This window comes from Bradyrhizobium sp. CCBAU 53340, assembly GCF_015291645.1.
In the GTDB taxonomy this organism is placed as follows: Bacteria; Pseudomonadota; Alphaproteobacteria; order Rhizobiales; family Xanthobacteraceae; genus Bradyrhizobium.
In genome coordinates this window covers 5,803,100-5,825,944 of sequence record NZ_CP030055.1, presented here as the reverse complement: position 1 = coordinate 5,825,944, position 22,845 = coordinate 5,803,100, and the positions used below count along the sequence as shown (strand labels likewise).

20 protein-coding genes are annotated in these 22,845 nt (G+C 63.8%); 14 read left to right on the top strand and 6 right to left on the bottom strand.

Translation table 11 applies throughout. The features are described 5' to 3' along the window. Window positions 1-8: 8 nt before the first annotated feature. The 4 genes from XH89_RS27490 to XH89_RS27470 all read left to right on the top strand — a co-directional run bounded on the left by XH89_RS27490 (window position 9) and on the right by XH89_RS27470 (window position 6,175). On the top strand, window positions 9-2,714 hold the full coding sequence (locus XH89_RS27490) for a nitrate reductase (protein WP_194463494.1): 2,706 nt from the start codon (window positions 9-11) through the stop codon (window positions 2,712-2,714). 353 nt (window positions 2,715-3,067) lie between these two features. Further along, on the top strand, window positions 3,068-3,907 hold the full coding sequence (locus tag XH89_RS27480) for an aldo/keto reductase (protein WP_194463492.1): 840 nt from the start codon (window positions 3,068-3,070) through the stop codon (window positions 3,905-3,907). A gap of 187 nt (window positions 3,908-4,094) precedes the next feature. After that, window positions 4,095-5,036, top strand: a complete 942-nt coding sequence (locus XH89_RS27475; RefSeq protein WP_194463491.1) for a DMT family transporter — start codon at window positions 4,095-4,097, stop codon at window positions 5,034-5,036. Window positions 5,037-5,095: 59 nt separating this feature from the next. Next, entirely contained in the window at window positions 5,096-6,175 is a 1,080-nt protein-coding gene (locus XH89_RS27470) for a zinc-binding dehydrogenase (RefSeq protein WP_194463490.1), read from the top strand. Between the two features lie 159 nt (window positions 6,176-6,334). On the opposite strand, the gene XH89_RS27465 is transcribed toward XH89_RS27470, so the two are convergent. Continuing rightward, entirely contained in the window at window positions 6,335-6,796 is a 462-nt protein-coding gene (locus XH89_RS27465; protein WP_194463489.1) for an Lrp/AsnC family transcriptional regulator, read from the bottom strand. Between the two features lie 136 nt (window positions 6,797-6,932). On the opposite strand from XH89_RS27465, the gene XH89_RS27460 reads away from it, so the two are divergent. Together XH89_RS27460 and XH89_RS27455 are read left to right on the top strand one after the other, a co-directional pair. Further along, on the top strand, window positions 6,933-9,296 hold the full coding sequence (locus XH89_RS27460; RefSeq protein ID WP_194463488.1) for a transketolase: 2,364 nt from the start codon (window positions 6,933-6,935) through the stop codon (window positions 9,294-9,296). Between the two features lie 330 nt (window positions 9,297-9,626). Further along, a complete protein-coding gene (locus XH89_RS27455; protein WP_194463487.1) occupies window positions 9,627-11,057 on the top strand; it encodes an aldehyde dehydrogenase family protein in 1,431 nt (476 codons plus the stop codon). 175 nt (window positions 11,058-11,232) lie between these two features. Here the strand turns inward: XH89_RS27455 and XH89_RS27450 are convergent, their stop codons facing one another. Then, window positions 11,233-11,658: a DUF5071 domain-containing protein gene (locus XH89_RS27450; RefSeq protein ID WP_194463486.1), complete on the bottom strand. Its 426-nt coding sequence runs from the start codon at window positions 11,656-11,658 to the stop codon at window positions 11,233-11,235. 142 nt (window positions 11,659-11,800) lie between these two features. Beyond that, window positions 11,801-12,778, bottom strand: a complete 978-nt coding sequence (locus XH89_RS27445; protein WP_194463485.1) for an SMP-30/gluconolactonase/LRE family protein — start codon at window positions 12,776-12,778, stop codon at window positions 11,801-11,803. An 89-nt stretch (window positions 12,779-12,867) separates the two neighbouring features. Between XH89_RS27445 and XH89_RS27440 the strand changes: the two genes are divergently transcribed. The 4 genes from XH89_RS27440 (at window position 12,868) to XH89_RS27425 (ending at window position 15,621) form a co-directional block, all read left to right on the top strand. After that, the gene (locus XH89_RS27440; RefSeq protein WP_194463484.1) at window positions 12,868-13,692 is read left to right on the top strand and encodes an NAD(P)-dependent oxidoreductase; all 825 of its coding nucleotides are present in this window, start codon (window positions 12,868-12,870) and stop codon (window positions 13,690-13,692) included. A gap of 247 nt (window positions 13,693-13,939) precedes the next feature. Further along, entirely contained in the window at window positions 13,940-14,236 is a 297-nt protein-coding gene (locus XH89_RS27435) for a hypothetical protein (RefSeq protein ID WP_194463483.1), read from the top strand. A 299-nt stretch (window positions 14,237-14,535) separates the two neighbouring features. After that, complete coding sequence (locus tag XH89_RS27430; RefSeq protein ID WP_246767633.1) at window positions 14,536-15,054, top strand: hypothetical protein; 519 nt, start codon at window positions 14,536-14,538, stop codon at window positions 15,052-15,054. A gap of 156 nt (window positions 15,055-15,210) precedes the next feature. Continuing rightward, window positions 15,211-15,621 carry a hypothetical protein gene (locus tag XH89_RS27425; protein WP_194463481.1) on the top strand — a complete coding sequence of 137 codons (411 nt, stop codon included), beginning with the start codon at window positions 15,211-15,213 and terminating at the stop codon, window positions 15,619-15,621. Window positions 15,622-15,655: 34 nt separating this feature from the next. Here the strand turns inward: XH89_RS27425 and XH89_RS27420 are convergent, their stop codons facing one another. The 3 genes from XH89_RS27420 to XH89_RS27410 all read right to left on the bottom strand — a co-directional run bounded on the left by XH89_RS27420 (window position 15,656) and on the right by XH89_RS27410 (window position 17,802). Beyond that, window positions 15,656-16,339 (bottom strand): nitroreductase, encoded by a 684-nt coding sequence (locus XH89_RS27420; RefSeq protein WP_194463480.1) that lies wholly within the window; start codon window positions 16,337-16,339, stop codon window positions 15,656-15,658. A gap of 138 nt (window positions 16,340-16,477) precedes the next feature. Beyond that, complete coding sequence (locus tag XH89_RS27415) at window positions 16,478-16,912, bottom strand: hypothetical protein (protein ID WP_194463479.1); 435 nt, start codon at window positions 16,910-16,912, stop codon at window positions 16,478-16,480. A 203-nt stretch (window positions 16,913-17,115) separates the two neighbouring features. Then, window positions 17,116-17,802 (bottom strand): GntR family transcriptional regulator, encoded by a 687-nt coding sequence (locus tag XH89_RS27410; RefSeq protein ID WP_194463478.1) that lies wholly within the window; start codon window positions 17,800-17,802, stop codon window positions 17,116-17,118. Window positions 17,803-17,974: 172 nt separating this feature from the next. Between XH89_RS27410 and XH89_RS27405 the strand changes: the two genes are divergently transcribed. The 4 genes from XH89_RS27405 (at window position 17,975) to XH89_RS27390 (ending at window position 22,841) form a co-directional block, all read left to right on the top strand. Next, window positions 17,975-19,687, top strand: a complete 1,713-nt coding sequence (locus XH89_RS27405) for an IlvD/Edd family dehydratase (protein WP_194463477.1) — start codon at window positions 17,975-17,977, stop codon at window positions 19,685-19,687. Window positions 19,688-19,755: 68 nt separating this feature from the next. Then, window positions 19,756-20,751 carry a TRAP transporter substrate-binding protein gene (locus tag XH89_RS27400; RefSeq protein ID WP_194463476.1) on the top strand — a complete coding sequence of 332 codons (996 nt, stop codon included), beginning with the start codon at window positions 19,756-19,758 and terminating at the stop codon, window positions 20,749-20,751. Between the two features lie 174 nt (window positions 20,752-20,925). Next, a complete protein-coding gene (locus XH89_RS27395) occupies window positions 20,926-21,504 on the top strand; it encodes a TRAP transporter small permease (protein WP_194463475.1) in 579 nt (192 codons plus the stop codon). Continuing rightward, window positions 21,501-22,841: a TRAP transporter large permease gene (locus XH89_RS27390; RefSeq protein ID WP_194463474.1), complete on the top strand. Its 1,341-nt coding sequence runs from the start codon at window positions 21,501-21,503 to the stop codon at window positions 22,839-22,841. Before XH89_RS27395 ends, XH89_RS27390 begins: the two co-directional genes overlap by 4 nt. Window positions 22,842-22,845: the final 4 nt, after the last annotated feature.

Genomic DNA, 22,845 nt, shown 5'->3' with positions numbered 1-22,845 from the left:
AGTTTGAAATGACGGCAATGGATCCCACGCTCCGCGCAACCCGAACGAGCTGTCCCTATTGCGGCGTCGGCTGCGGCGTGCTGGCGACGCCGGACGGCAAGGGCGGGGCGGCCATTGCAGGCGATCCCGATCATCCCGCCAATTTCGGCCGGCTGTGCTCGAAGGGCTCTGCGCTCGGCGAGACCGTCGGGCTCGAAGGCCGGCTGCTGTACCCGATGATCCGCTGCAAGGGCGTGCTCGAACGTGTCGCCTGGAGCGATGCGCTCGACCATGTGGCCCACCGCATGCAGCACATCGTCGCGCGCGATGGCGCCGACGCGGTCGCATTCTATCTCTCGGGGCAGCTCCTCACCGAGGATTACTACGTCGCCAACAAGCTGATGAAGGGTTTTGTCGGCACGGCGAACGTCGACACCAATTCGCGGCTGTGCATGTCGTCCTCGGTCGCCGGCCACCGCCGCGCCTTCGGCTCCGACACTGTGCCCGGCTGCTACGAGGATCTCGATCAGGCCGATCTGCTCGTGTTCGTCGGCTCGAACGCGGCCTGGTGCCATCCGGTGCTGTTCCAGCGCATGCTGAAGAACCGGCAGGAGCGTGGCGCGCGCATGATCGTGATCGATCCGCGCCGCACCGACACCGCCAGCGATGTCGATCTGTTCCTCGGCCTCAAGCCCGGCACCGACACCGCGCTGTTCTCCGGCCTGTTCGTGCATCTCGCCGACAACGGCGCGCTCGACCAGGACTACATCGCGCAGAACACGGCGGGCTTCGATGATGCGCTGGCACGCGCTCGCAACATCGCCGGGAGCATCACTGCGACTGCGCTGGCCACTGGCCTGTCCGAACAGGACGTCGCCACCTTCTTCAGAATGTTCCGCGAGACGCCCCGCGTCGTCACGCTCTATTCCCAGGGCGTCAACCAGTCGGCGCAGGGCACCGACAAGGTCAACGCGATCCTGAACTGCCATCTCGCCACGGGGCGCATCGGCAAGCCGGGGGCCTCGCCGTTCTCGCTGACCGGCCAGCCCAATGCGATGGGCGGCCGCGAGGTCGGCGGTCTCGCCAATATGCTCGCCGCCCATATGGGCTTCACGCCGCCGGACATCGATCGCGTCAGGCGGTTCTGGAAGGCGCCGCGCATCGCCACCCACGAGGGGCTGAAGGCGGTGCAACTGTTCGAGGCGATCAACCGCGGCGAGGTCAAGGCGCTGTGGGTGATGGGCACCAATCCCGCGGTGTCACTGCCCGATGCGGATATGGTGTGCCAGGCGCTGAAGAAGCTCGAGCTGTTCGTGGTCTCCGAGAACGTGCTGTCCAACGACACGGTTGAGGCCGGCCCGCATGTGCTGCTGCCGGCGCTGGCCTGGGGCGAGAAGTCGGGCACGGTGACCAATTCCGAACGCCGCATCTCGCGCCAGCGTTCGTTCCTGCCGGCGCCAGGCGAGGCGCGACCGGATTGGTGGATCCTGAGCGAGACCGCAAAACGTCTCGGCTTCGGCGACAGTTTCAACTACAAATCCGCCGCCGAGATCTTCCGCGAGCATGCTGCGCTCTCGGCGTTCGAGAACGACGGCAACCGCGACTTCGACATCGGCGCGCTGACTTCGCTGTCCGATGATGCCTTCGATGCCCTGAAACCGATACAATGGCCGGCGCGCGAAGGCGAGGCGCCGGGCGAGCGCTTCTTTGCTAAGGGCGGCTTCTACACCAATGACGGCAAGGGCCGCTTCGTCGCGCCGGAGGTGCCGGCGCTGAGGAGCGAGACCGGGCCGTCACGGCCCCTGCGGCTCAACACCGGACGCATCCGCGACCAGTGGCACACCATGACGCGCACGGGCCTGAGCCAGCGGCTCGGCGCGCATCTGCCCGAGCCGTTCGTCGAGATCCACCCTGACGATGCCAGCAAATATGGCATTGTTCATGACGGCTATGCCCGCATCACCACCGATTATGGCCAGTGCATCCTGAAGGCGGTCGTCAGCGAAGGCCAGCAGCGTGGCGCGCTGTTCGTGCCGATCCACTGGAGCGCGATGAACGCTTCGCACGGCCGCGTCGGCGCGCTGGTCGCATCGTTCACCGATCCGTTCTCGGGGCAGCCGGAGTCCAAGGCGACCCCCGCGGCGATCGCGCCTTATGAATTCGTCTTCCGCGGTTTCGCGCTGTCGCGCAAGCAGCTCGATCTGCCGCCAAACCTGTCGTGGACCCGCGTCACGGTCGCGGGCGGCTTCGGCTATCTCTTCGCCGACAATGCGGATCTGTCGCGCTGGCCGGCCTGGCTCGAGCGCCTCGCTGGCGAGGACGTCGCCGACTACCGCGATTTTGGCGGCGGCGTTTATCGGGCGGCCTCGTTCGTGGGCGACCGCATCGAGACCTGCCTGTTCGTCGGCCCCGCACACGATGCCGGCGACTGGGAAGTGGTGAAGAGCCTGTTCGCGGCCGATCGCGTCACCGACGATCAACGCCGCATGCTGCTGTCAGGCAAGTCGAGCGAAGGTGCCGCCTCGACCGGTCCGATCGTCTGCGCCTGCTTCGGCGTCGGCCGAGGCACCATTTGCGACACCATTGCTGGCGGCGTGCGTACTGCCGCCGAGATCGGCGCCAAGCTCAAGGCTGGCACCAATTGCGGCTCCTGCATCCCCGAGCTGAAGCGCCTGATCGCGACGACGGAAGTCGCGCCGGCGAAGCAGGCCAAGGTCGCTGGGGCGGCGAGCTAAGGCTCCGACCTAGCAATCAGGCCCGTGCCCCGGACGCTGCGCAGCACGAAGTGATGCGCTGCAGAGCCGGGGCCCATCCAACCACGGCGTGCTTGGCTTCTCTGGGTCCCGGCTCTGCGCAGCAGCGTTTCACGCTGCAGCGCGTCCGGGACACGGGAGTGGCGTGACGCTGGCCCATACCCGCGCCAATCGACGCGTCCGCGATTGTGCCCTATGGTGCCGCGCTGTCCTCAGCCGCCACAAAAACCACGATGTAACCTGGAAACGCCGCTGCGTCTGATCGAAGCATCAGCGGATTGAACTCTTGAACGCGATGGCGGTTGCCTGAGCCAAGAGCGGCATCGGAGCCAAACATGAACACAAAATCCTTCGCCAAGACCGGCACCAATGTCTCCGTGATCGGGCAGGGTACCTGGTATCTCGACCACGGCGATCGCAAGCGTGCGATCGCGGCGCTTCAGCGTGGGCTCGATCTCGGCATGACCCATATCGACACGGCCGAAATGTATGGCGATGCCGAGCTCGTCATTGCCGATGCGATCGCGGGCCGCCGTGACGAGGTGTTCCTGGTGTCGAAGGTGCTGCCGAGCAACGCCTCACGCCGCGGCACCATCGCCGCCTGCGAACGCTCGCTGAAGCGGCTGAAGACCGATAGCCTCGACTGTTATCTGTTGCACTGGCGCGGTTCCTATCCGCTTGGGGACACCGTCGCGGCGTTCGAGGAGCTGGTGAAAGCAGGCAAGATCAAATCCTGGGGCGTCTCCAATTTCGATGCCGACGATCTCGATGAAATTCTGGAGGTCTCAGGCGAAGGCAGGATCGCCTGCAATCAGGTGCTCTATCATCTCAAGGAGCGCGCGATCGAGCATGCGGTGATCCCGTGGTGCGAGCGGCATGGCGTTGCGGTCGTCGCTTATTCCCCGTTCGGGCATGACGATTTCCCCGATGAGCGCAGCAAGGGCGGCGCTGTGCTCGCGCGCATCGCGGAGGCGCGTCGCGCGACGCCACGTCAGGTCGCGCTGAGCTTCCTCACCCGTGCGACTACGGTGTTCGCGATCCCGAAGGCGTCATCGGCGGAACACTCCGGCGAAAATGCGGCCGCCGGCGATCTCGTGCTGACGAAAGAGGAGATTTCGGCGCTGGATGCGGCGTTTCCGCGCGGCCCGAAGCCGCGCGGCCTGCCCATGCTGTAGTGCACAAAGGGCCATTATTAATGGAGTATTGACGCGCGCGGACGTGAGCGCATATCGGCATCCTGTTTTCGGAAGTTGTGAACGCGGCGCATTTATCGTTTTTATCGAACGTCCTCGATTCGCATCTTGCCGGGTTCCTACAGTGACACCGCCGCCCGCCGTAGCCGCAAGGCTCGACAGTATTTCCATGTCCGTGCCTCAGAAGAAGCAGGAGGCTCGCCGCGCGCCTGCTCGCGTCGATCATCCCTTCAAGGGTATCGCGCTGGTGCTGCTCTCCACGGTGTTTCTCGGCTGCTCCGATGTCACCGCGAAATATCTTTCGAGCAGCCTGCCATCGATCGAGATCACCTGGATCCGTTTCGTCACCTTCGCGCTGATGTTCACGCCGGTGATGTTGCCCGGCTCGCCGCTCCACGCGATGCGCACCGAGCGGCTCCGCTTGCAATTGATGCGCGGCGCGGCACTGCTCGGCTCCTCGCTGTTCTTCATCACCGGCCTGCGCTTCCTCCCCATTGCGGAAGCCTCCGCCACCGGATTCGTCTCGCCGCTGTTCGTCACCGCGCTGTCGATCATCTTCCTCAGCGAGAAGGTCGGCTTGCGCCGCTGGATCGCGACCGCGATCGGCCTGACCGGCGTGATGATCATCCTACGGCCGGGTTCGAGCGCGTTCCATGTCGCCGCGTTCTTTCCGATCGTCTCTGCGTTCTGCTGGGCCGCTGCGCTGATCCTGACGCGCATGATGAGCGGGCGCGAAGCCGTTCTCACCACGATGGCCTATTCCGCCCTCACGGGTGTTGCGATCCTCAGCGTGATGGTGCCGTTCGTCTGGGTCACGCCGAGCTGGAGCGCAATTGGATTTGGCATCGTGATCGGCGTTGCCTCGACCGTCGGGCAGTGGATCATCGTGCTGGCCTATCGTTATGGCGATGCCTCGGTGTTGGCGCCGTTCTCCTACACTCAGCTGCTCTGGGTCAGTATCCTCGGCTTCTTCATCTTCGGTGAACTGCCCGACGTCTGGACCATCGTCGGCGCGGCCTTCATCGTCGCCAGCGGTCTCTACATCGCCCATCGCGAGCGCGTCCGCCGCGCCCAGCTCCTGGTGCTGGAAGAGCGTTCTCCGAACCCCTGACGCAAGTTCACGCGTTCTGCTTTGTGCTATCAACGGCTCCAACGATAGGGAGGAACCGGATGCGCGCTGCGATTTTCAGGAACGGTGAGATTGTCGTTGGCCAGATGGCGGAGCCGAAGCCCGGCCCCGGCCAGGTGCTGGTCAAGACGCTCGCCTGCGGCATCTGCGGCTCCGACCTGCACGCGCGCCAGCACGCGCCCCGCATGGTGGAGATGGCGAAGAAGACCGGCCGACCGCCGATGGACCTGTCGCGCGACGTCGTGTTCGGACATGAATTCTGCTGCGAGATCGTCGATTACGGCCCCGGCACGACGCGCAAGCTCAAGCCCGGCACGCATGTGTGTTCGCTGCCGGCGCTGCTGACGGCGGAGGGCATCAAGGGCATTGGCTATTCCAACGACTTTGTCGGGGGCTATGCGGAGCAGATGCTGCTCAGTGAGCCGCTGCTGCTGGAGGTGCCGAACGGCCTGGCGCCGGAGCATGCGGCGCTGACTGAGCCGCTCGCGGTCGGCGTGCATGCAGTCGAAAAAGCCAATATAAGCGGCGGCGAGGTGCCGCTGGTGATCGGATGCGGTCCGGTCGGGCTCGCGGTGATCGCCGCGCTCAGGATCAAGGGCCTGCATCCGATCGTGGCCGCCGACTACTCGCCGGCGCGACGCGCGCTCGCCGCCAAGCTCGGCGCCGACATCGTCGTCGATCCCAAGGTGTCGCAGCCCTATGCGACCTGGGCCGAGCATGCGCAGATGTCGGAGGCCGAGAAGGCGGCACGTCCGCCGTTCCAGGCCATGCTGCCGGCGCTGAAGCCCGCGATCATCTTCGAATGCGTCGGCGTGCCCGGCCTGCTGCAGCAGGTGTTCGAGGGCGCTCCGCGCGATGCCAGGATCGTCGTGGTCGGCGTCTGCATGGAGAGTGACAGAAACGAGCCCATGCTCGGCATCATGAAGGAGCTCAACGTCCAGTACGTGCTCGGCTACACCCCGGAGGAATTTGCGGCCTCGCTGCGCCTGATCGCTGAAGGAGAGGTGGATGCCGCGGCGATGGTGACGGCGGAGGTTGGCATTGACGGCGTCGCCAAGGCCTTTGTCGATCTCGCCAACCCTGAGGCGCACACCAAGATCATTGTGCAGCCGTGGCGGTGACGGTACGGCCGCGGCGGCGGTGCGCTCCCTCCCCCGCATGCGGGGGAGGGCTGAGGAGAGGGTGTTTCCGCAACGGGACAATCCCCTAAAGGAGAGAGCCCTCACCCGGCGCTGCGCGCCGACCTCTCCCGCAAGCGGGAGAGGTTGATCCGCCGCACGTCACACCGGCAGCGCGATCGAATATTTCACCTGGCTGAGCGCAAAGCTCGACTCGATCGAGGCGATGCCGTCGAGCCGGGTCAACTTGGTCTTCAGGAACGTCTCGTAGGAGGCGAGGTCGGCCGCGACGACGCGCAGCAGATAGTCGCGGTTGCCGGTCATCAGGTAGCATTCCAGCACCTCGTCCCATTTCGAGATCGCGCGGGCAAAGCGGTTGAGGTCCTCCTCCTTCTGCCGCGCCAGCTTGATCGAGATGAAGACGCTGACATGCAAGCCCAGCGCCTTCTGGTCCACGGTCGCGATGTAGCGCGAGATGACGCCGCGCTCCTCCAGCAGTTTCACCCGGCGATGGCAGGGCGAGACCGAGAGGCCGACCTTGTCGGCGAGCTCCTGCATGGTCAGCCGGCTGTCGGTCTGGAGGTAGCTGAGGATCTTGCGGTCGATGGCGTCGAGCTCGGGCATTGGGATGAAACCTGTTTTTGTCGGGGTATATTGGTAAAATATCCCAATATCTGTGGGTATGGCGCGAAAAATTGAGAAGTTTGGCGGCGGCCGCAGGCGTATCATGGTCTCACCTGTTTTCCCGGGAGCATTTGCCATGCCCGTCGATTCCGCCCGCCTCGACACGTTGACCGCGCTGGCCCGCAAGGCGCTGTGGCTGTCGTCGTGGACCATCCACCACGCCAACCACGTCCGCTCCAATGCGGACGGCTTGAAGGTCGGCGGTCACCAGGCCTCGTCGGCTTCGCTCGCCACTATCATGTCGGCGCTGTATTTCCACGTGCTGCGCCCGGAGGATCGCGTCGCGGTGAAGCCGCATGCGAGCCCGGTGTTTCACGCCATCCAATATCTGTTCGGCCGGCAGAGCCGCGAGAAGCTTGAGAACTTCCGCGGCTTCAAGGGCGCGCAGTCCTATCCGTCGCGGACCAAGGACGTCGACGACGTCGATTTCTCCACCGGCTCGGTCGGCCTCGGCGTTGCGCAGACGCTGTTCGCCTCATTGGTGCAGGATTACGTCAAGGCGCATGGCTGGATGAAGGATCGCCGCGAGGGGCGGATGATCGCCCTGGTCGGCGATGCCGAGATGGACGAGGGCAACATTTTCGAGGCGCTCGCGGAGGGGTGGAAGCACGGCCTGCGCAACACCTGGTGGGTGGTCGACTACAACAGGCAGTCGCTCGACGCCGTGGTGCGCGAAGGTCTCTGGGAAAAGTTCGAGACCATGTTCCGCAATTTCGGCTGGGACGTCGTCATCGTGAAATACGGCCGCCTCATGCGCGAGGCGTTCGCGGAAGCAGGCGGCGAGGCACTGAAGACCTGGATCGACAATTGCCCGAACGCGCTCTACGCGGCGCTGTGCTTCCAGGGCGGCGCGGCCTTCCGCAAGCATCTGCATGACGAGATCGGCGACCAGGGCCCGATCACGAAGCTGATCGACAAGCGTAGCGACGAGGAGCTGCTGGCGCTGATGTCGAATCTCGGCGGCCATGACATGGCGAGCATGGTCGAGGCGTTCGAGTCCATCGACCATGATCGCCCGGTCTGCTTCATCGCCTACACCATCAAAGGCGTCGGCCTGCCGTTCCAGGGCCACAAGGACAACCATGCCGGCCTGATGACGGTCGCGCAGATGGAGAAATACCGCGAGAGCCAGAACATCCGCCCCGGCCACGAATGGGACAAGTACGAAGGCCTGACCCAGAGCGCCACCGAGCTCGATGCCTTCCTCGCGCGCGTGCCGTTCAATCGGGATGGCCGCCGGCTGACGGCGCCCGTCGTCGAGGTGCCCACGCCGCTCGCCTTCAAGCCGTCGCCGCAGATGTCGACGCAGCAGGGTTTTGGCCTCGTGCTGAACGAGATCGCGCGCGGCGACAGCGAGCTGGCCAAGCGCATCGTCACGACCTCGCCCGACGTCACCGTCTCGACCAATCTCGGCCCCTGGGTGAACCGGCGCGGCCTGTTCGCCAACGCCGCGAAGGCCGACTTATTCCGCAGCGAGAAAATTCCCTCGACCTACAATTGGGACTTCTCCCCGAAGGGGCAGCATCTCGAACTCGGCATCGCGGAGATGAACTTGTTCATCATGCTCTCGGCGCTCGGCCTGTCGCACCAGATCAACGGTGCGCGTCTGTTGCCGGTCGGCACGCTCTACGATCCCTTCATCGAGCGCGGTCTCGATGCGCTGAACTATGCCTGCTACCAGGACGCACGCTTCATGGTGGCCGCAACGCCGTCGGGCATCACGCTCGCGCCGGAGGGCGGCGCGCACCAGTCGATCGCAACGCCCTTGATCGGCATGGCGCAGGACGGGCTCGCCTCGTTCGAGCCAGCCTTCGTCGACGAGCTCGCGGTCATCATGGGCTGGGGCTTTGAGTACATGCAGCGCGACCCGGGCGAGGGCGGTTCGGTGTATTTGCGGCTCTCGACACGTTCGATCGAGCAGGCCCAGCGCATCATGACACCGGAGCTGCAGCAGGGCATCACCGACGGCGCCTATTGGCTGCGCAAGCCCGGCCCGAATGCCGAACTCGTGATCGCCTATACCGGCGCGGTGGCGCCGGAAGCGATCGAAGCCACCGGCTTCATCGGCGAGAACAGGCGCGACATCGGCCTGCTCGCGATCACTTCGGCCGATCGCCTGCATGCGGGTTGGACCGCCGCGCGGAAATTGCGGCGCGATCGGCGCGGCGTGCAGCATCTCAGCCATATCGAACAATTGCTGGCGCCGCTCCCGCGCGACTGCGGCATCGTGACCGTGATCGACGGCCACCCCTCCGCGCTCGGCTGGCTCGGCAGCGTCCGCGGCCATCGCGTCGAGGCGCTCGGCGTCGAGCAGTTCGGTCAGACCGGCAGCATCGCCGACCTTTATCGGCACTACGGCATCGACGCCAACGCCATCATCGATGCGGCCGAAAGCCTCACCACCGGCGCGCCTGTGCTGCACCGGAAGATGGCTGTTTAGGCGAAGTAAACGGCGGCATGGGCCCCGGCTCAGCAGCGCAGCGCTGAAGAGGCGCTGCCATAGCGCGTCGAAGACGCGCGTAAACGCGCTGATGGCGTCCGGGGCACGCGAGCATTTGTACTCCTCCTAATTTCGTGTCCCGGACGCGCCGCAGCGTGCAACGCTGCTGCGCAGAGCCGGGACCCATGCCGCTTGCTTCGCTCCCTGTCGCGTCCCATATTCCGCCCGTCCGCCGCAACGCTGGCCCCGCATATGGCGGGTTCAACTGCTGGCGCTTTCGTGCAAGGATGCCTGCCGAAACGCCCCCCAAGCCCCAAGAAGAGGTTAACGATGGTCAATCGCATGCAATTCTACATCGACGGCGCCTGGGTCGATCCCGCCGTCAAGAAGTCCACCGCCGTGGTCAATCCCGCGACGGAAGAGGCGATGTATGAGGTTGCGCTGGGCTCCAAGGCCGATGTCGACAAGGCCGTTGCCGCCGCCAAGCGCGCCTTTGCGACCTTCTCCCAGACCAGCCGCGAGGAGCGCGTCGCGCTGCTCAGCAAAGTCATCGAGGTCTACAAGACCCGCATCAAGGAGATCGGCGCCGCCGTCTCCGACGAGATGGGCGCGCCGCTGCCGATGGCGGAGAAACTGCAGGCCGGCGCCGGCCTTGGCCATCTCATGACCACGCTCGACGTGCTCAAGAACTATCATTTCGAGGAGCCGGTCGGTACCGCCATGGTGCTGCGCGAGCCGATCGGCGTGGTCGGCATGATCACGCCCTGGAATTGGCCGCTCAACCAGATCGCCTGCAAGGTCGCGCCCGCGCTCGCCGCCGGCTGCACCATGATCCTGAAGCCCAGCGAGTTCACGCCGACCTCGGCTTTGATTTTTGCGGAAATCCTCCATGAAGCCGGCGTGCCGAAGGGCGTGTTCAACCTCGTCAACGGCCTCGGCCCCGAGGTCGGCGCCGCCATGAGCGAGCACCCCGACATCGACATGATCTCCTTCACCGGCTCGACCCGCGCCGGCATCGATGTGGCCAAGCGCGCCGCTCCCACCGTGAAACGCGTCAGCCAGGAGCTCGGCGGCAAGTCGCCGAACGTGATCCTCGAAGGTGCCGACCTCACCAAGGCGGTGACCGGCGGCGTGATGCACATGTTCAACAACTCCGGCCAGTCCTGCAACGCGCCCTCGCGCATGATCGTGCCGCTGTCGAAGATGAAGGAAGTCGCCGCGATCGCGAAGGCCGTCGCCGACAAGACCAAGGCAGGCGATCCGCGCGCCGATGGCACCACCATCGGGCCGGTCGTCAACCGCGGCCAGTGGGACAAGATCCAGGCGCTGATCAAGAAGGGCATCGACGAGGGCGCAACGCTCGTCGCCGGCGGCCCGGGCCTGCCCGAAGGCGTCAACAAGGGCTTCTACGTCCGCCCGACCATCTTCGCCGATGTCACGCCTGAGATGACCATCGCCCGCGAAGAGATCTTCGGACCGGTGCTGACCATCCTCGGCGCCAAGGACGAAGCCGACGCCGTCAAGATCGCCAACGACACGCCGTATGGCCTTGCCGGCTACGTTTCGGGCCCGTCGGTTGAAGATGCCAAGCGTGTCGGTCGCCAGATCCGCGCCGGCAATGTCAACCTCCAGGGCGTGCCCAACGACCGCACCGCGCCGTTCGGCGGCTACAAGCAGTCGGGCAACGGCCGCGAATGGGGCAAGTACGGCCTCGAAGACTTCCTCGAGGTGAAGGCCGTCGCCGGCTTCAACGCGGCGTAAGTCTTAGCGCGTGAACGAACAGGACGCCGGAGCGGGAAACCGCTCCGGCGTTTTTGTTCTTGTTGACGCCGTCACTTCCTCTTCGTCATTGCGAGCGAAGCGAAGCATCCAGAATCGTTCTGCAGAAATAGTCTGGATTGCTTCGCTTCGCTCGCAATGACGGAGGAGAGACCAATCAATCCAATTGGCGCTTTGCGGGCTCGCCTCGAAGCCAGCCAAACTTCTGAAGTATCTTTCGAGCCTGCTCGTCGAGCTCCTCCGCGGCTTCGTGCGGTCCGGGCGCATGGCAGAGACGTTCGAGCTCCGGGCGAAGCTGTGCGGCATCGGCCTTTGGCAGCGCATCGACTAGAATGCTGATCACCCAGTATTTCCAGACATCGTCGTCAGATATCAGGACGTCCCGAATGTGCGGGACGAGTGGCGCCCCAAGCGAGGCCAGGAACGGCGCCAGGATGCGCGCGACCGGCCAATTGCCGTCGCGCAGCCAGCCAATGAGTTCGCCTAGGATCGGGGCCACCTCGGGATAACTGGCACTAACCGCAGCGCGAGCACGCTCCAGGTCGGCTTTCCCGGTTGGAATGAGATCCTTGAGGTGGTCCATCGTTTAGCAATCATTTCAGGGAGTGGCGGACGTGTGCTCCGCTCCGAAGACGGTCCCGTAGGGTGGGCAAAGGAGCGAAGCGACGTACCCACCATCAAGACGTGGTGGGCATGCTTCGCTTTGCCCCCCTACGAGGGCGGTGCTAACCGCCGACCGCCCCTTGCGTGTTCACATACAACGCATAGATCGACTGGCTCGCGGCCATGAACAGGCGGTTGCGCTTGACGCCGCCGAAGCAGAGATTGGCACATCGTTCTGGCAATGCGATACGCCCGATCATGACGCCGTCGGGTGCGAACACGACGACGCCGTCGAGCTCGGGATCGCCCATGCCCCAGCCGCACCAGAGATTGCCGTCGATGTCGACGCGGAAACCGTCCGGCGTGCCGGGGCCGGCATCGACGAAGACGCGCTTGTTCGAAAGCTTGTCACCGGAAGGCGAGACGTCATAGGCGAGAATTTTGCGGGTCGGCACGCCGCGGGATTCGATCAGGTAGAGGATTTTCTCGTCCGGCGAGAAGGCGAGCCCGTTCGGCCCGAGCACGCCTTCGGCGACGACGGTGGCTTTGCGGGTCTCCGGGTCGAGCCTGTAGACGTTCATGTCGATCTCGGGCTCTGACTTGTAGCCCTCGTAATTGCCGAGGATGCCGAAGATCGGATCGGTGAACCAGATCGAGCCGTCCGATTTAACAACCACATCGTTCGGCGAGTTCAACCGCTTGCCGTTGAATTGATCCATCAGCACGGTGATCTCGCCGTCATATTCGGTGCGGGTGACGCGGCGCCCGCCATGCTCGCAGGTCACCAGGCGACCCTGGCGGTCGCGCGTGTTGCCATTGGCGAAATTGGAGGGCTTTCGGAACACGCTGACCGCGCCGGTCTCTTCCTCCCATTTGATGATGCGCTGGTTCGGGATGTCGCTGCACAAGAGATAGCGCCCGTCGCCGAACCAGACCGGACCCTCGGCCCAGCGCAGGCCGGTCGCCAGCCGCTCCACGGCCGACAGCTTCAGCCAATATTTTTCGAAGCGGGGATCGAGTGCTTTGATTGCCGGATCGGGATAATAGGTCGCCGGCCGCCAGCCTGGCCGCTCCTGGGTGCGGGACGATGCCTCATTCATGTCGGTTCTCTCGTTTCGTTCCCTCTGGACAATCCTGCTATCATTAGAGACCTATGACCGCAAATTGGTCGCCAAAGACGAGGAAAGACATGGCGCGCATCTTGATGACGGGAGCTTCGGGCGGAATTGGAACGCGCCTGCGCAAACTGCTGCCGCCGATCTATCCGGACCTGCTGCTCTCCGACATCCGCCCGCCGAAGGATCTCAGGCCAAACGAGCAGTTCAAGGCGGCCGACCTGTCCGACCTCGCGCAATGCGAGGCGATCTGCGAGGGCGTCGACGGCATCATCCATTTCGGCGGCTATTCGGTGGAAGGTCCCTGGAACGACATCCTCCAGGCCAACATCATCGGCGGTTACAATCTGTTCGAGGCCGCCTATCGCAAGGGCGTCAAGCGCGTGGTGTTCGCCTCGTCCAACCACGTCGTCGGCTTCTATCCGCGCCACCAGAAGATCGGCACCGACGTCACCGTGCGCCCCGATGGCCGCTACGGCGTCAGCAAGGTGTTCGGCGAAGCGGTCGGCGCGCTCTATGCCGACAAGCACGGACTGAAGGTCACCTGCATCCGCATCGGCAATTGCGACGAGAAGCCGCTCGATCATCGCCGCATCGCGATGTGGCTGAAGCCCGAAGACCTCGTGCAACTCTGCCAGATCGGCCTCGAGCATCCCGACGTCCATTTCGAGGTGTTCTATGGCGCCTCGCTGAACGAGCGCGCCTGGTGGGACAACAGCCGCGCCTACCAATTCGGCTATCGCCCGACAGGACGTTCCGAGGACCACGTCGCGCACGCCATGGCCGAGCAGGCCAAGCTGAAGCCCGACCCGGTCGGCGACCATTTCCAGGGCGGCGCGTTCTGCAGCAACGAGTTCGATGGCGACACGAGCCGCATCATCGACTGGACCAAGCGCTAGCGTCGACGTCTGGAATGCAGGTGCGCTCCCGGTGCGGCTTGCGGGGCCGGGAGCGGGCGCACGACCGCGATGACGGCGGGGGTTTGAACGGCCCCTTGCGTCGAACGTCTGAATTCACACCGTAAAGTTCCGGATTTCCGTTTTCGGAAATAGGCGTTCTATTGTCGGAACACATGAGCGTTTCTTCTATCCATTGCTTCGCGCGGACGTGACCGCCTTTTCATTCTAGCGATTGTGGAAAAGCAAAATGCGCAAGAGGGTTCTTTCAGGGGCCGCGGTATTGACGGTAGTGCTCGTTGCGGCGGTATCCTGGCCGACGCCGCGCCCGGATGTGGAGCTGTTCGGGGACAGCGTCTACGAAACGATCTGGTTCTGGCGTATTCCGGCCTACGCCCACAATCCAGCTTGGAGCGTGCGCTGGATGTGGACAGATCCGTTGCGCGCACAGGCAAGATGTTGCCGGGCCGCGCCGCGGCCAATCGCCGAACCGGGCTCGCAGGTTCCTCCGGCGAGTCAAGCGATCGCGCGCCTGGCAAGCAGGTAAAATCGTCGCGTGACCATCCGGTTTTGAAGTGTCGACTGCATCGCGCTGTGCCAGTTGGACGCACATGGTTCCGCAGATAGCTCGCATTTCCCTCAAATAAGTTCCTTGCTTTAAGCTTAACCAGAAACCTAATCCTCGATTTACAGCTGCAATCTACAGTTTACCTTGTTCTTGAATCGGTCATTCAAGGACGCCAACAAATGCGCCGCTTAGCGCTCAGCCCATGTCTCGTGATTGTTCTGGCGGCATCGGGTTTCAGCGTGTACGCCGACGAGACCAAGGCCGATCGCGACAGTTCGGTGACGCTCGCTCCGCGTGCAAAGATCGAATGTTCGCTCAAGCGCAAGCCCGGTGAACCGCTCGACCCCCCGTCAACGGCCGCCATCCCCTCGACTGACTCCTTCGTCGCCAGCGAGTATTTCAAGGAGGACATTGCGCCGACCGCGCGCGTCAAGATTTCGTGGCTCGGCGCGACCTTCATGCGCCGGTTCGCCGTCAAGATCGAAGCCGCGGACGACACGTCTCTGCAGACACGTGTCCTGAACAATCCTGCAAGTGCCGCGCAGATCGCCGATGAGCTGGGCGCTCGCGCCGAGAGCAAACTCGCCGATGTCTGGTGTCTGTTGAAGCTGCAGGCCAACGGCGAAGGCGGGGCGCTGCAGACCAGCTCCGTTCCGAACCTGTTCTTTGTCCGCGACGGCGCGGGCGATCTCGGCGTGGTTGACGCCCTGTGGGGCGGCGCGGGCTGGGAAATTGGAGCCAGCCCCCTCGGAAATCCGCGGGCATGGGCTCCCGGCACGCGCGTCTTCTCTCACTGACTGGGCCTCGCCCGGCCTTGGGACGTTGGTGGCTTTCTACCCATTGATCTGGATCAACGCTGCTTTTGCGGAGCTGATGCCCCAAGGAAGCTGGTCGCGCGACCGCAACTCGCAGCGGAGCTTCGGTCGCGGATGGCCACAGGGAGAACCGCGACAATGAAAGCAATGCCAGCTGTTGCGTTGCTCGCGATGATCGTCTCAGCGCCCACGCGAGCCGCACCACTCAGCGACGCCGAAGCGACGTTCCTCGACCAGCTCGTCACGGCATCCGTGGTGCTCGAACAGCGATGCGTCGGCTACGAGGTCGATGGCGCCGGCGCCGTTCAGCTCGGCGCACGGATGCTCGGCAGCCCCAATGCAGCGATGGCGATGATCGACGCGTATTCGGCAGCCATCAAGGCCCGCGATGGCGAGAGCTACGATCCCGGCAAATTCCGCCCTGAAGTGCTCGAGACGGCGAGCAAGACGTTCAAGCGCGTCCGGACGGATTTGATCAGGAGTCCGAACAGCGCCTGCGCCGCGTATGGCGAGGCCAGCGTGGACCGCGGCCTGCTGCGACGCTACTGAACGGGTGACAAGCCTTGATTGACAAAGTCTGCTTCTAGGCTCCACTCGCAAATCCAACGAAAGTCGTCGCTTCATCGACCGACTTGCGCTCGGATACGACGGCATTGGCAGGAAAGCTGTGATCAGGCCAGCCGAGCGCAATGCTTTTCATGATCACCTGGTCGTCCGCGATTCCGGCATGTTCGCGCACGACGGGGGATTGCATGATGCCCTGGCTGTTGATCACGGCCCCAAGCCCCCGCGACCAGGCCGCGTTGACGAGCGCGGTCGCCACGGCGCCACAGTCAAAGGCCGTGTCGTCACTGGAGGCCAACTGGCGATCGTATGTGATAATCACGCACACTGGCGCGTCGAACTGGCGAAAGCCGCGCAGCACCCATTCTTGCCGCTGCTGCTTGTCATCTCGCGCAATTCCCATGGCGCTGAACAACTGCTTGGCAACGCCAATCTGGCGTTCGCGATGCACGCCCTCGAATGCCTGGCCGGTTCGAAATTCGCGCGAGTGCGGCACGCCTGCCAGATTGCGCTCGGTATTGCCCTGACGGATACGATCCAGCGGTGCTCCGGTGATGACGTAGAAATTCCACGGCTGGGTATTCATCGACGATGGCGCACGCATGGCCAGCGCCAGGACTTCCTTGATCAATTCCGGCGGGACAAGGTCGGGCTTGTAGCCGCGAATGCTTCGCCGGCCGAGAATGACATCATCAAATTCCATCTTGCGGCATCCTGAAATTGGCATGATGCCGCGTTCTCCCTCACGGCCTTGATCATGTCCATAGTCTTTTGAAGAGGGGGCAGCCCGGCCGTTTTCCCGTTCACCACGTGCAGCAGGCGATGATCAAGCAGGCCGAAGCTAGATCGCCAAAGGGCGCTTTCGGGAAAACCATTCGCGGGCGTCACTGCGGAAAAGCAGCATGACGGAGATGAGCATGACAACGAATGCGGTGTAATAGAAGGCAGATGCGAGGGGATTGAGCCGGAAACGTTCTTCCATGTCCCAGATGGTGTTCGGGATGCTGAGCAACATCAAGATGAGGCTGATCCATCGCGCCCAGTTCTGCCGCTTGCGAGCAACCAGCCAAATCCAGACCAGCTGGCCTGCAAGGGAAAGGGCGATCATCATCAGATAGCCGATCGAGTACAGCTTGTAGTACTTGACGAGCGTCGAGGGGCTCGAGGCGGCCGATGCAAGACCAATTGCGAATGCGGCCCAAGCAAGCCGCTCATACCACACGACGCTCTCCGGGCGGGGCGCTACACCCACTCGCTCCAGACCCTCGCTAGCCATGGTTCTTGCCGATCCGCATTCAATAGATTGCAGTCTTGTTCATAGCAGTAGGCAACCGAAGGCACAACTTCACGTAGATTTATCCATTTTGCGGAATGCTTTTTTGAAATTGAGATGGGTCATTCGACGAAGCGACGGATCGGCTCTCGTATGATGACGAATCGACCAAGGGGGTGTCAGTCGTGATTGGCCGCTCAAGCGCTCTAGCGCTTGCTCTCCTCCCCCGCAATCCTCGCCAGATAATCCGCCTTGCTGAACTGCATGTGATCCACGCACAGCTGCGCCAGCGCCCAGCTGTCGCGCCCCTTCAAGAGCTCGATCATCAGCTCGTGCTGGCGTCGCGATTGCGCCAGCCCCTCGCGGTCGGCGAGGTTTTTCGCACGCATCGGCAGCGTCAGGTTCATGTAGTCCTGCAGCGAGCGGACCAGGTAGGGATTGCCACAGGCTGAGAACAGCGCGACGTGGAAGGCATCGTTGGCCTCGTGGATGCCGCGCAGGTCGCGCAGGTCGGCCTTGGCGCAATAGTCGCGTTGTAGCGCGGTCAGTTCGTCGATCAGCGCTTGCGGCGCGGGCAGGGGGATCATCAGCGCGGCCTGCCGCGTCAGCATCTCCCTGACTTCGTAGATCTGCCGGACCTCCTCGGCCGCATAGAACCGCACGGTGGCGCCGACGTTCTTCTCGCGGCGGACGATGCCGCGGCGCTCGGCATCCACCAGCGCTTGCCGCACAAAATGGCGCGAGGTGCCGTATCGAGACATCAGCGCGTCCTCGGTCAGGCGCGCGCCGGGCGCGAGGCGGCCGAAGATGATGTCTTCCTCCAGCCGTGTGACGACGTTATCAGGATCGTCGCGCCTGGCAGGCATGGCGTCTGCGGTGTGAATGTTGGACATGCCCTCGGCCTCCGGCGCCTGCCGGTTCGCCCTTAGGGAGCAGGGAAGGGGCGGATTGTCAATAATCTGGGCTGTTTGCGGTGCGGTGGTCCAGAAATGATGAGATCAACGCCTGTCTTATTGACAATCGAGGGGCAGGCTGTACCACAATGGCAGCTTCAGGAGTGACGTGATGACGAGTGGTTTGCGCAAAGGGCTGACGAGCTATGGCGATGCCGGCTTCTCGCTGTTCCTGCGCAAGGCGTTCATCAAGGCCATGGGCTATTCCGACGACGCGCTGGAGCGCCCGATCGTCGGGATCACCAACACCTATAGCGACTACAATCCCTGCCACGGCAACGTTCCGCAGATCATCGAGGCCGCCAAGCGCGGCGTGATGCTGTCGGGCGCGATGCCGTTCGTGTTCCCCACCATCTCGATCGCCGAGAGCTTTGCGCATCCGACCTCGATGTACCTGCGCAATCTGATGGCGATGGACACCGAGGAGATGATCCGGGCCCAGCCGATGGATTCGGTGATCGTGATCGGCGGCTGCGACAAGACGCTGCCGGCGCAGGTGATGGCCGCGATCAGCGCCGATCTGCCGACCGTCGTCATTCCTGTGGGTCCCATGGTGGTCGGCCATCACAAGGGTGAGGTGCTGGGCGCCTGCACCGACTGCCGCCGCCTCTGGGCGAAATATCGCGCCGGCGACATGGACGATGCCGAGATCGAGGCCGTCAACGGCCGTCTCGCGCCGTCGGTCGGCACCTGCATGGTGATGGGGACCGCCTCGACCATGGCCTGCATGATCGAAGCCATGGGCCTGTCGCTGCCGATGAGCGCGACCATTCCGGCGCCGCATGCCGAGCGTTTCCGTCTGGCCGAGGCGAGCGGGAAGGTCGCCGCCGAGATGGCCAAGACCAAGGGGCCGAAGCCGAGCGAGCTGTTGACGCCTTCCTCCTTCAAAAATGCGCAGGTCGTGCTGCAGGCGATCGGCGGCTCGACCAACGGCCTGATCCACCTCACCGCGATGGCGCATCGCTCGCCGCACCGGCTCGATCTCGAGGTCTTCGACCAGATCGGCCGCGAAGTGCCCGTGCTGGTCGACCTGAAGCCGTCGGGCGAGCACTATATGGAGCATTTCCATCACGCCGGCGGCGTGCCGAAATTGCTGGCGCAGCTCGGCGATCTCGTCGATCTCGATGCGAAGACGATCTCGGGCCAGGCGTTGCGCGATGTCGTCGCCAATGCGGAGGACGTGCCGGGCCAGGACGCGATCCGCTCGCGCAATAATCCGATCAAGAAGGAAGGCGGCCTCGCCGTCCTGCATGGCAACCTCGCGCCGCGCGGTGCGGTTATCAAGCAGTCCGCTGCGAGCCCGAAGCTGCTGAAGCACACCGGGCGTGCGGTGGTGTTCGAATCCGTCGAGGACATGACCTTGCGCGTCGATGACCCCGATCTCGACGTGACTGCCGACGACGTGCTGGTGCTGCGCAATGCCGGCCCCAAAGGCGCACCGGGCATGCCCGAGGCGGGATACTTGCCGATTCCGAAGAAGCTCGCGCGTGGCGGCACCAAGGACATGGTGCGGATTTCGGATGCGCGCATGAGCGGCACGGCGTTCGGCACCATCGTGCTCCACATCACGCCGGAATCCGCCGTCGGCGGGCCGCTGGCCCTGGTGCAGAACGGCGACATGATCAGCCTCGATGTGGCCCAGCGCAGCATCGAGCTGCTGGTCGATGCCGCCCAGCTGGAGCGGCGGCATGCTGCGTTGAAGCCGGCCGCAGCGCCCGAGGAAGCGCGGCGCGGTTACGCCTGGCTGTTCAACGAGACCATCATGCAGGCCGACGAGGGCTGCGACTTCGACTTTATGCAGAGGACTGGGAAGAAGACAGAGTAAGGGCTGATCAACACTTGAACGAGCGCCAGACCGCTTAAAGCGGCGGGCGATAAAAACAGGGGGAGACGATGATTGCACGATCCTTGCGTGGGTTGGTGGCCGCGGCCGCCATGCTGTTCGTCACGGGCGCCGGCGCGCAGGAGGTGAAGCATTATCGCTTCGCCTACGACCAGCCCCGCAACACCGGTTACTCCATCGCCGGCGACCTCTTTGCCGACAAGCTCAAGGAATTGAGCAAAGGCGCCATGATCATCGACCAGTATCCCGGCGCGCAGCTCGGGCAGGAGCCGCAGGTGCTCCAGCTCGTGAAGGCCGGCGACGTCGAATTTTCCATCGTCTCATCGGCCAACACCGCGACGATCTCGCCGCAGGCCGGCGTGATGTCGCTGCATTATCTGTTCCGCGACGAGAACCACGTGATCAAGGGGCTTGCCGACCCCCGCGTGTTCGAAGCGCTCAAGACCATGATTGAAGAGACCACGCAGGGCCTGCATCTCATCGGCACGGGATCGCAGGGCGTCCGCCACATGTACTCCAAGAAGGAGATCCACAATGTGGCTGACATTAAGGGCCTGAAGGTCCGCGTGCAGGCGACCGCCACCGAGGACACCATGTTCCCGGCCTACGGCGCGCAGACCGTGCACATGCCGTTCGGCAGCGTCTACACCTCACTACAGACCGGCGTCGTCGACGTCGCCGAGAACAGCATCAACGTCTATCTCGTCAACAAGCACTATGAGGTCGCGCCGGTGCTGAACATCACCGAGCACGAGGCCAACAACGCGCTGGTGTTCGTTTCCGACAAGCTCTGGCAGAGCCTCTCGGCCGAGCAGAAGGGCTGGGTGCAGACTGCGGCCAACGAGATCAGCACCAAGGAGCCGAAGATGGCGTTCGACCTCGAGCGTAGCGCTGCCGAGAAGCTGAAGAAGATGGGCGTCAAGGTCGTGGATAACGTCGACAAGAAGAGTTTTACCGCGATCGCCGATCCCTATCTCGACAAGCTCGCCAAGGAGCTCGGCCCGCATGCCGAGAAGATCAAGGATCTGATCCGGTCGATTAATTAGGGCGCTTGCACGGCAGAAGACGGTGCGCTCCCTCTCCCGCTTGCGGGAGAGGGCGGGGGAGAGGGTCTCTCCGCAATGGGACAATCCCCCAGAGGAAAGAACCCTCACCCGGCGCGCCGCGCCGACCTCTCCCGCAAGCGGGAGAGGTGAAACCAAGCGCAGCCGGGGAGAACAATGTCCATCGCCGACAAACTGCTGGTGCAACGCCAGCGCCACCTGAAATGGCGCTGGCTCGACTGGCTTGAGCTCGCGCTGATGATCCTGTGCGGCGTGCTGTGCTTCGGCTTCTCGTTGTCGGTCACCGCCGACGTCGTCACTCGCACCATCGGCCATCCCTGGCTATGGCTTCAGGAGGTCACCTCGACGCTGTTCATCTACGCGATCTTCATCGGCACGGCGGTCGCGACGCGGCGCAACGACCACCTCTATCTCACCGCGATCTCCGAGGCGATGCACGGCACGCCGCGGCTGATCGTCGAAATCATCATCCGCCTCATCGTGCTCGGCGTTGCGTTTTGCCTGATCTGGTACGGCTACCAGAACTATCTTCGCGGTTTCGGCAGCTTTCGCCTGCCGTCGGGTACGCCGATCGCTTCGCTCTACGCCATCATTCCGCTGTCCGGCATCCTGGTGGGCCTGTTCACGATCGAGCAGCTCGTCAACGGCCTGCGCAACGGCTTTGACCATCCTGAGCCGCCGGATGAAGATGCCGCGCCCGTCGTGACCGAAGCGCAAATGAGGGCGCAGCCGTGAGCGCACCCATTGTCCTTGCGTTGATGTCGATCTGCTTCCTGTCGTTCGGCTATCTCGGCGTGCCCGTGCCGTTCTCGCTGATGGCCGGCGTCTTCATCGGCGCCGTCCTATCCGACGTCTCGCTGGCTGCGATCATCCAGAAGATCTTTGACGGCGTCGATTCCGAGGCGCTGCTAGCGATCCCGTTCTTCCTCTTGGTCGGCGAGCTCATGAGCTCGGCCAATGTGGTGGTGCGAATAGCCAATCTCTCGGTGTCGCTGGTCGGGCATATCAGGGGCGGGCTGTCGCAGGTCGTCGTCGTCTTCAGCATGTTCTTCTCGGAGATGTCGGGCTCGACCACGGCCGACGTCGCCGTGATGAGCCGCGCGCTCGGCGGGCCGATGAAGCGCGAAGGCTACGAGCCCGCCTTCATCGCCGCGATTATTGCGTCGGCCTCGACCATTGCGGCGCTGGTGCCGCCGAGCATCACGGCCGTGGTCTATGGTGCGGTCGGCAACGTCTCGATCGCCGGCCTGTTCATGGCGGGCGTGGTGCCCGGGCTGATGATCGGCTTCGGCCTGATGATCTATTGCTATTTCTTCGGCCCGTCGGGCCTGCGCAAGCCGCGCGCGCCATTGCGCCAGGTGGTGTTCGCGGCGGGCGATGCGGCCCTGCCGCTGATGATCCCGGTGATCCTGCTGGGAGGCATTCTGACCGGCTGGTTCACGCCGACGGAGGCCGGCGTCGTCGCCGTGGTCTGGATCATCCTGGTCGTGATCCCCGCGCTCAATCGCGGGCACTTCAGGAAGATCCCGTACGATTTCTGTCTCGCCGGCCTGATCTTCTCGCTGCCGCTGATCACGATCGGCGCTGCCAACGCCTTCGGCTGGATGCTCGCCTACTTACGTGGCGCCAGCTACATCGCCGACTTGATCACCTCGATCGCGGGCCACGATCCGCATTTGATCATGCTGTTGATGGTGCTGCTGTTCACCGTGGTTGGCGATTTCATCGAGCCGGTCCCGACCATCATCATCTTCATGCCGCTGGTCAACACGCTGACGGAAGCGGGCGACATCAACGGCGTCCACATGGGCGTGGTGCTGATCGCGACGCTCGCCTTCGGCCTGATCACGCCGCCTTATGGCCTCGTGCTGCTGATGGCGTCGAAATTCGTCGGCATCAGCTTCGCGAAAGCGCTGCGCGCGGCGCTGCCGATCTATGTGGTGTTCTTCGCCACCATCGCCTTTGCGATCTACTTTCCGAGCGTGGTGCTGTGGCTGCCACGGCACGTGCTGCCGGAATCGGTCGGCTGCTTCAAGTCGCCGGCGGGAACGGGTTACATCTGCCCTCAGTAGCACG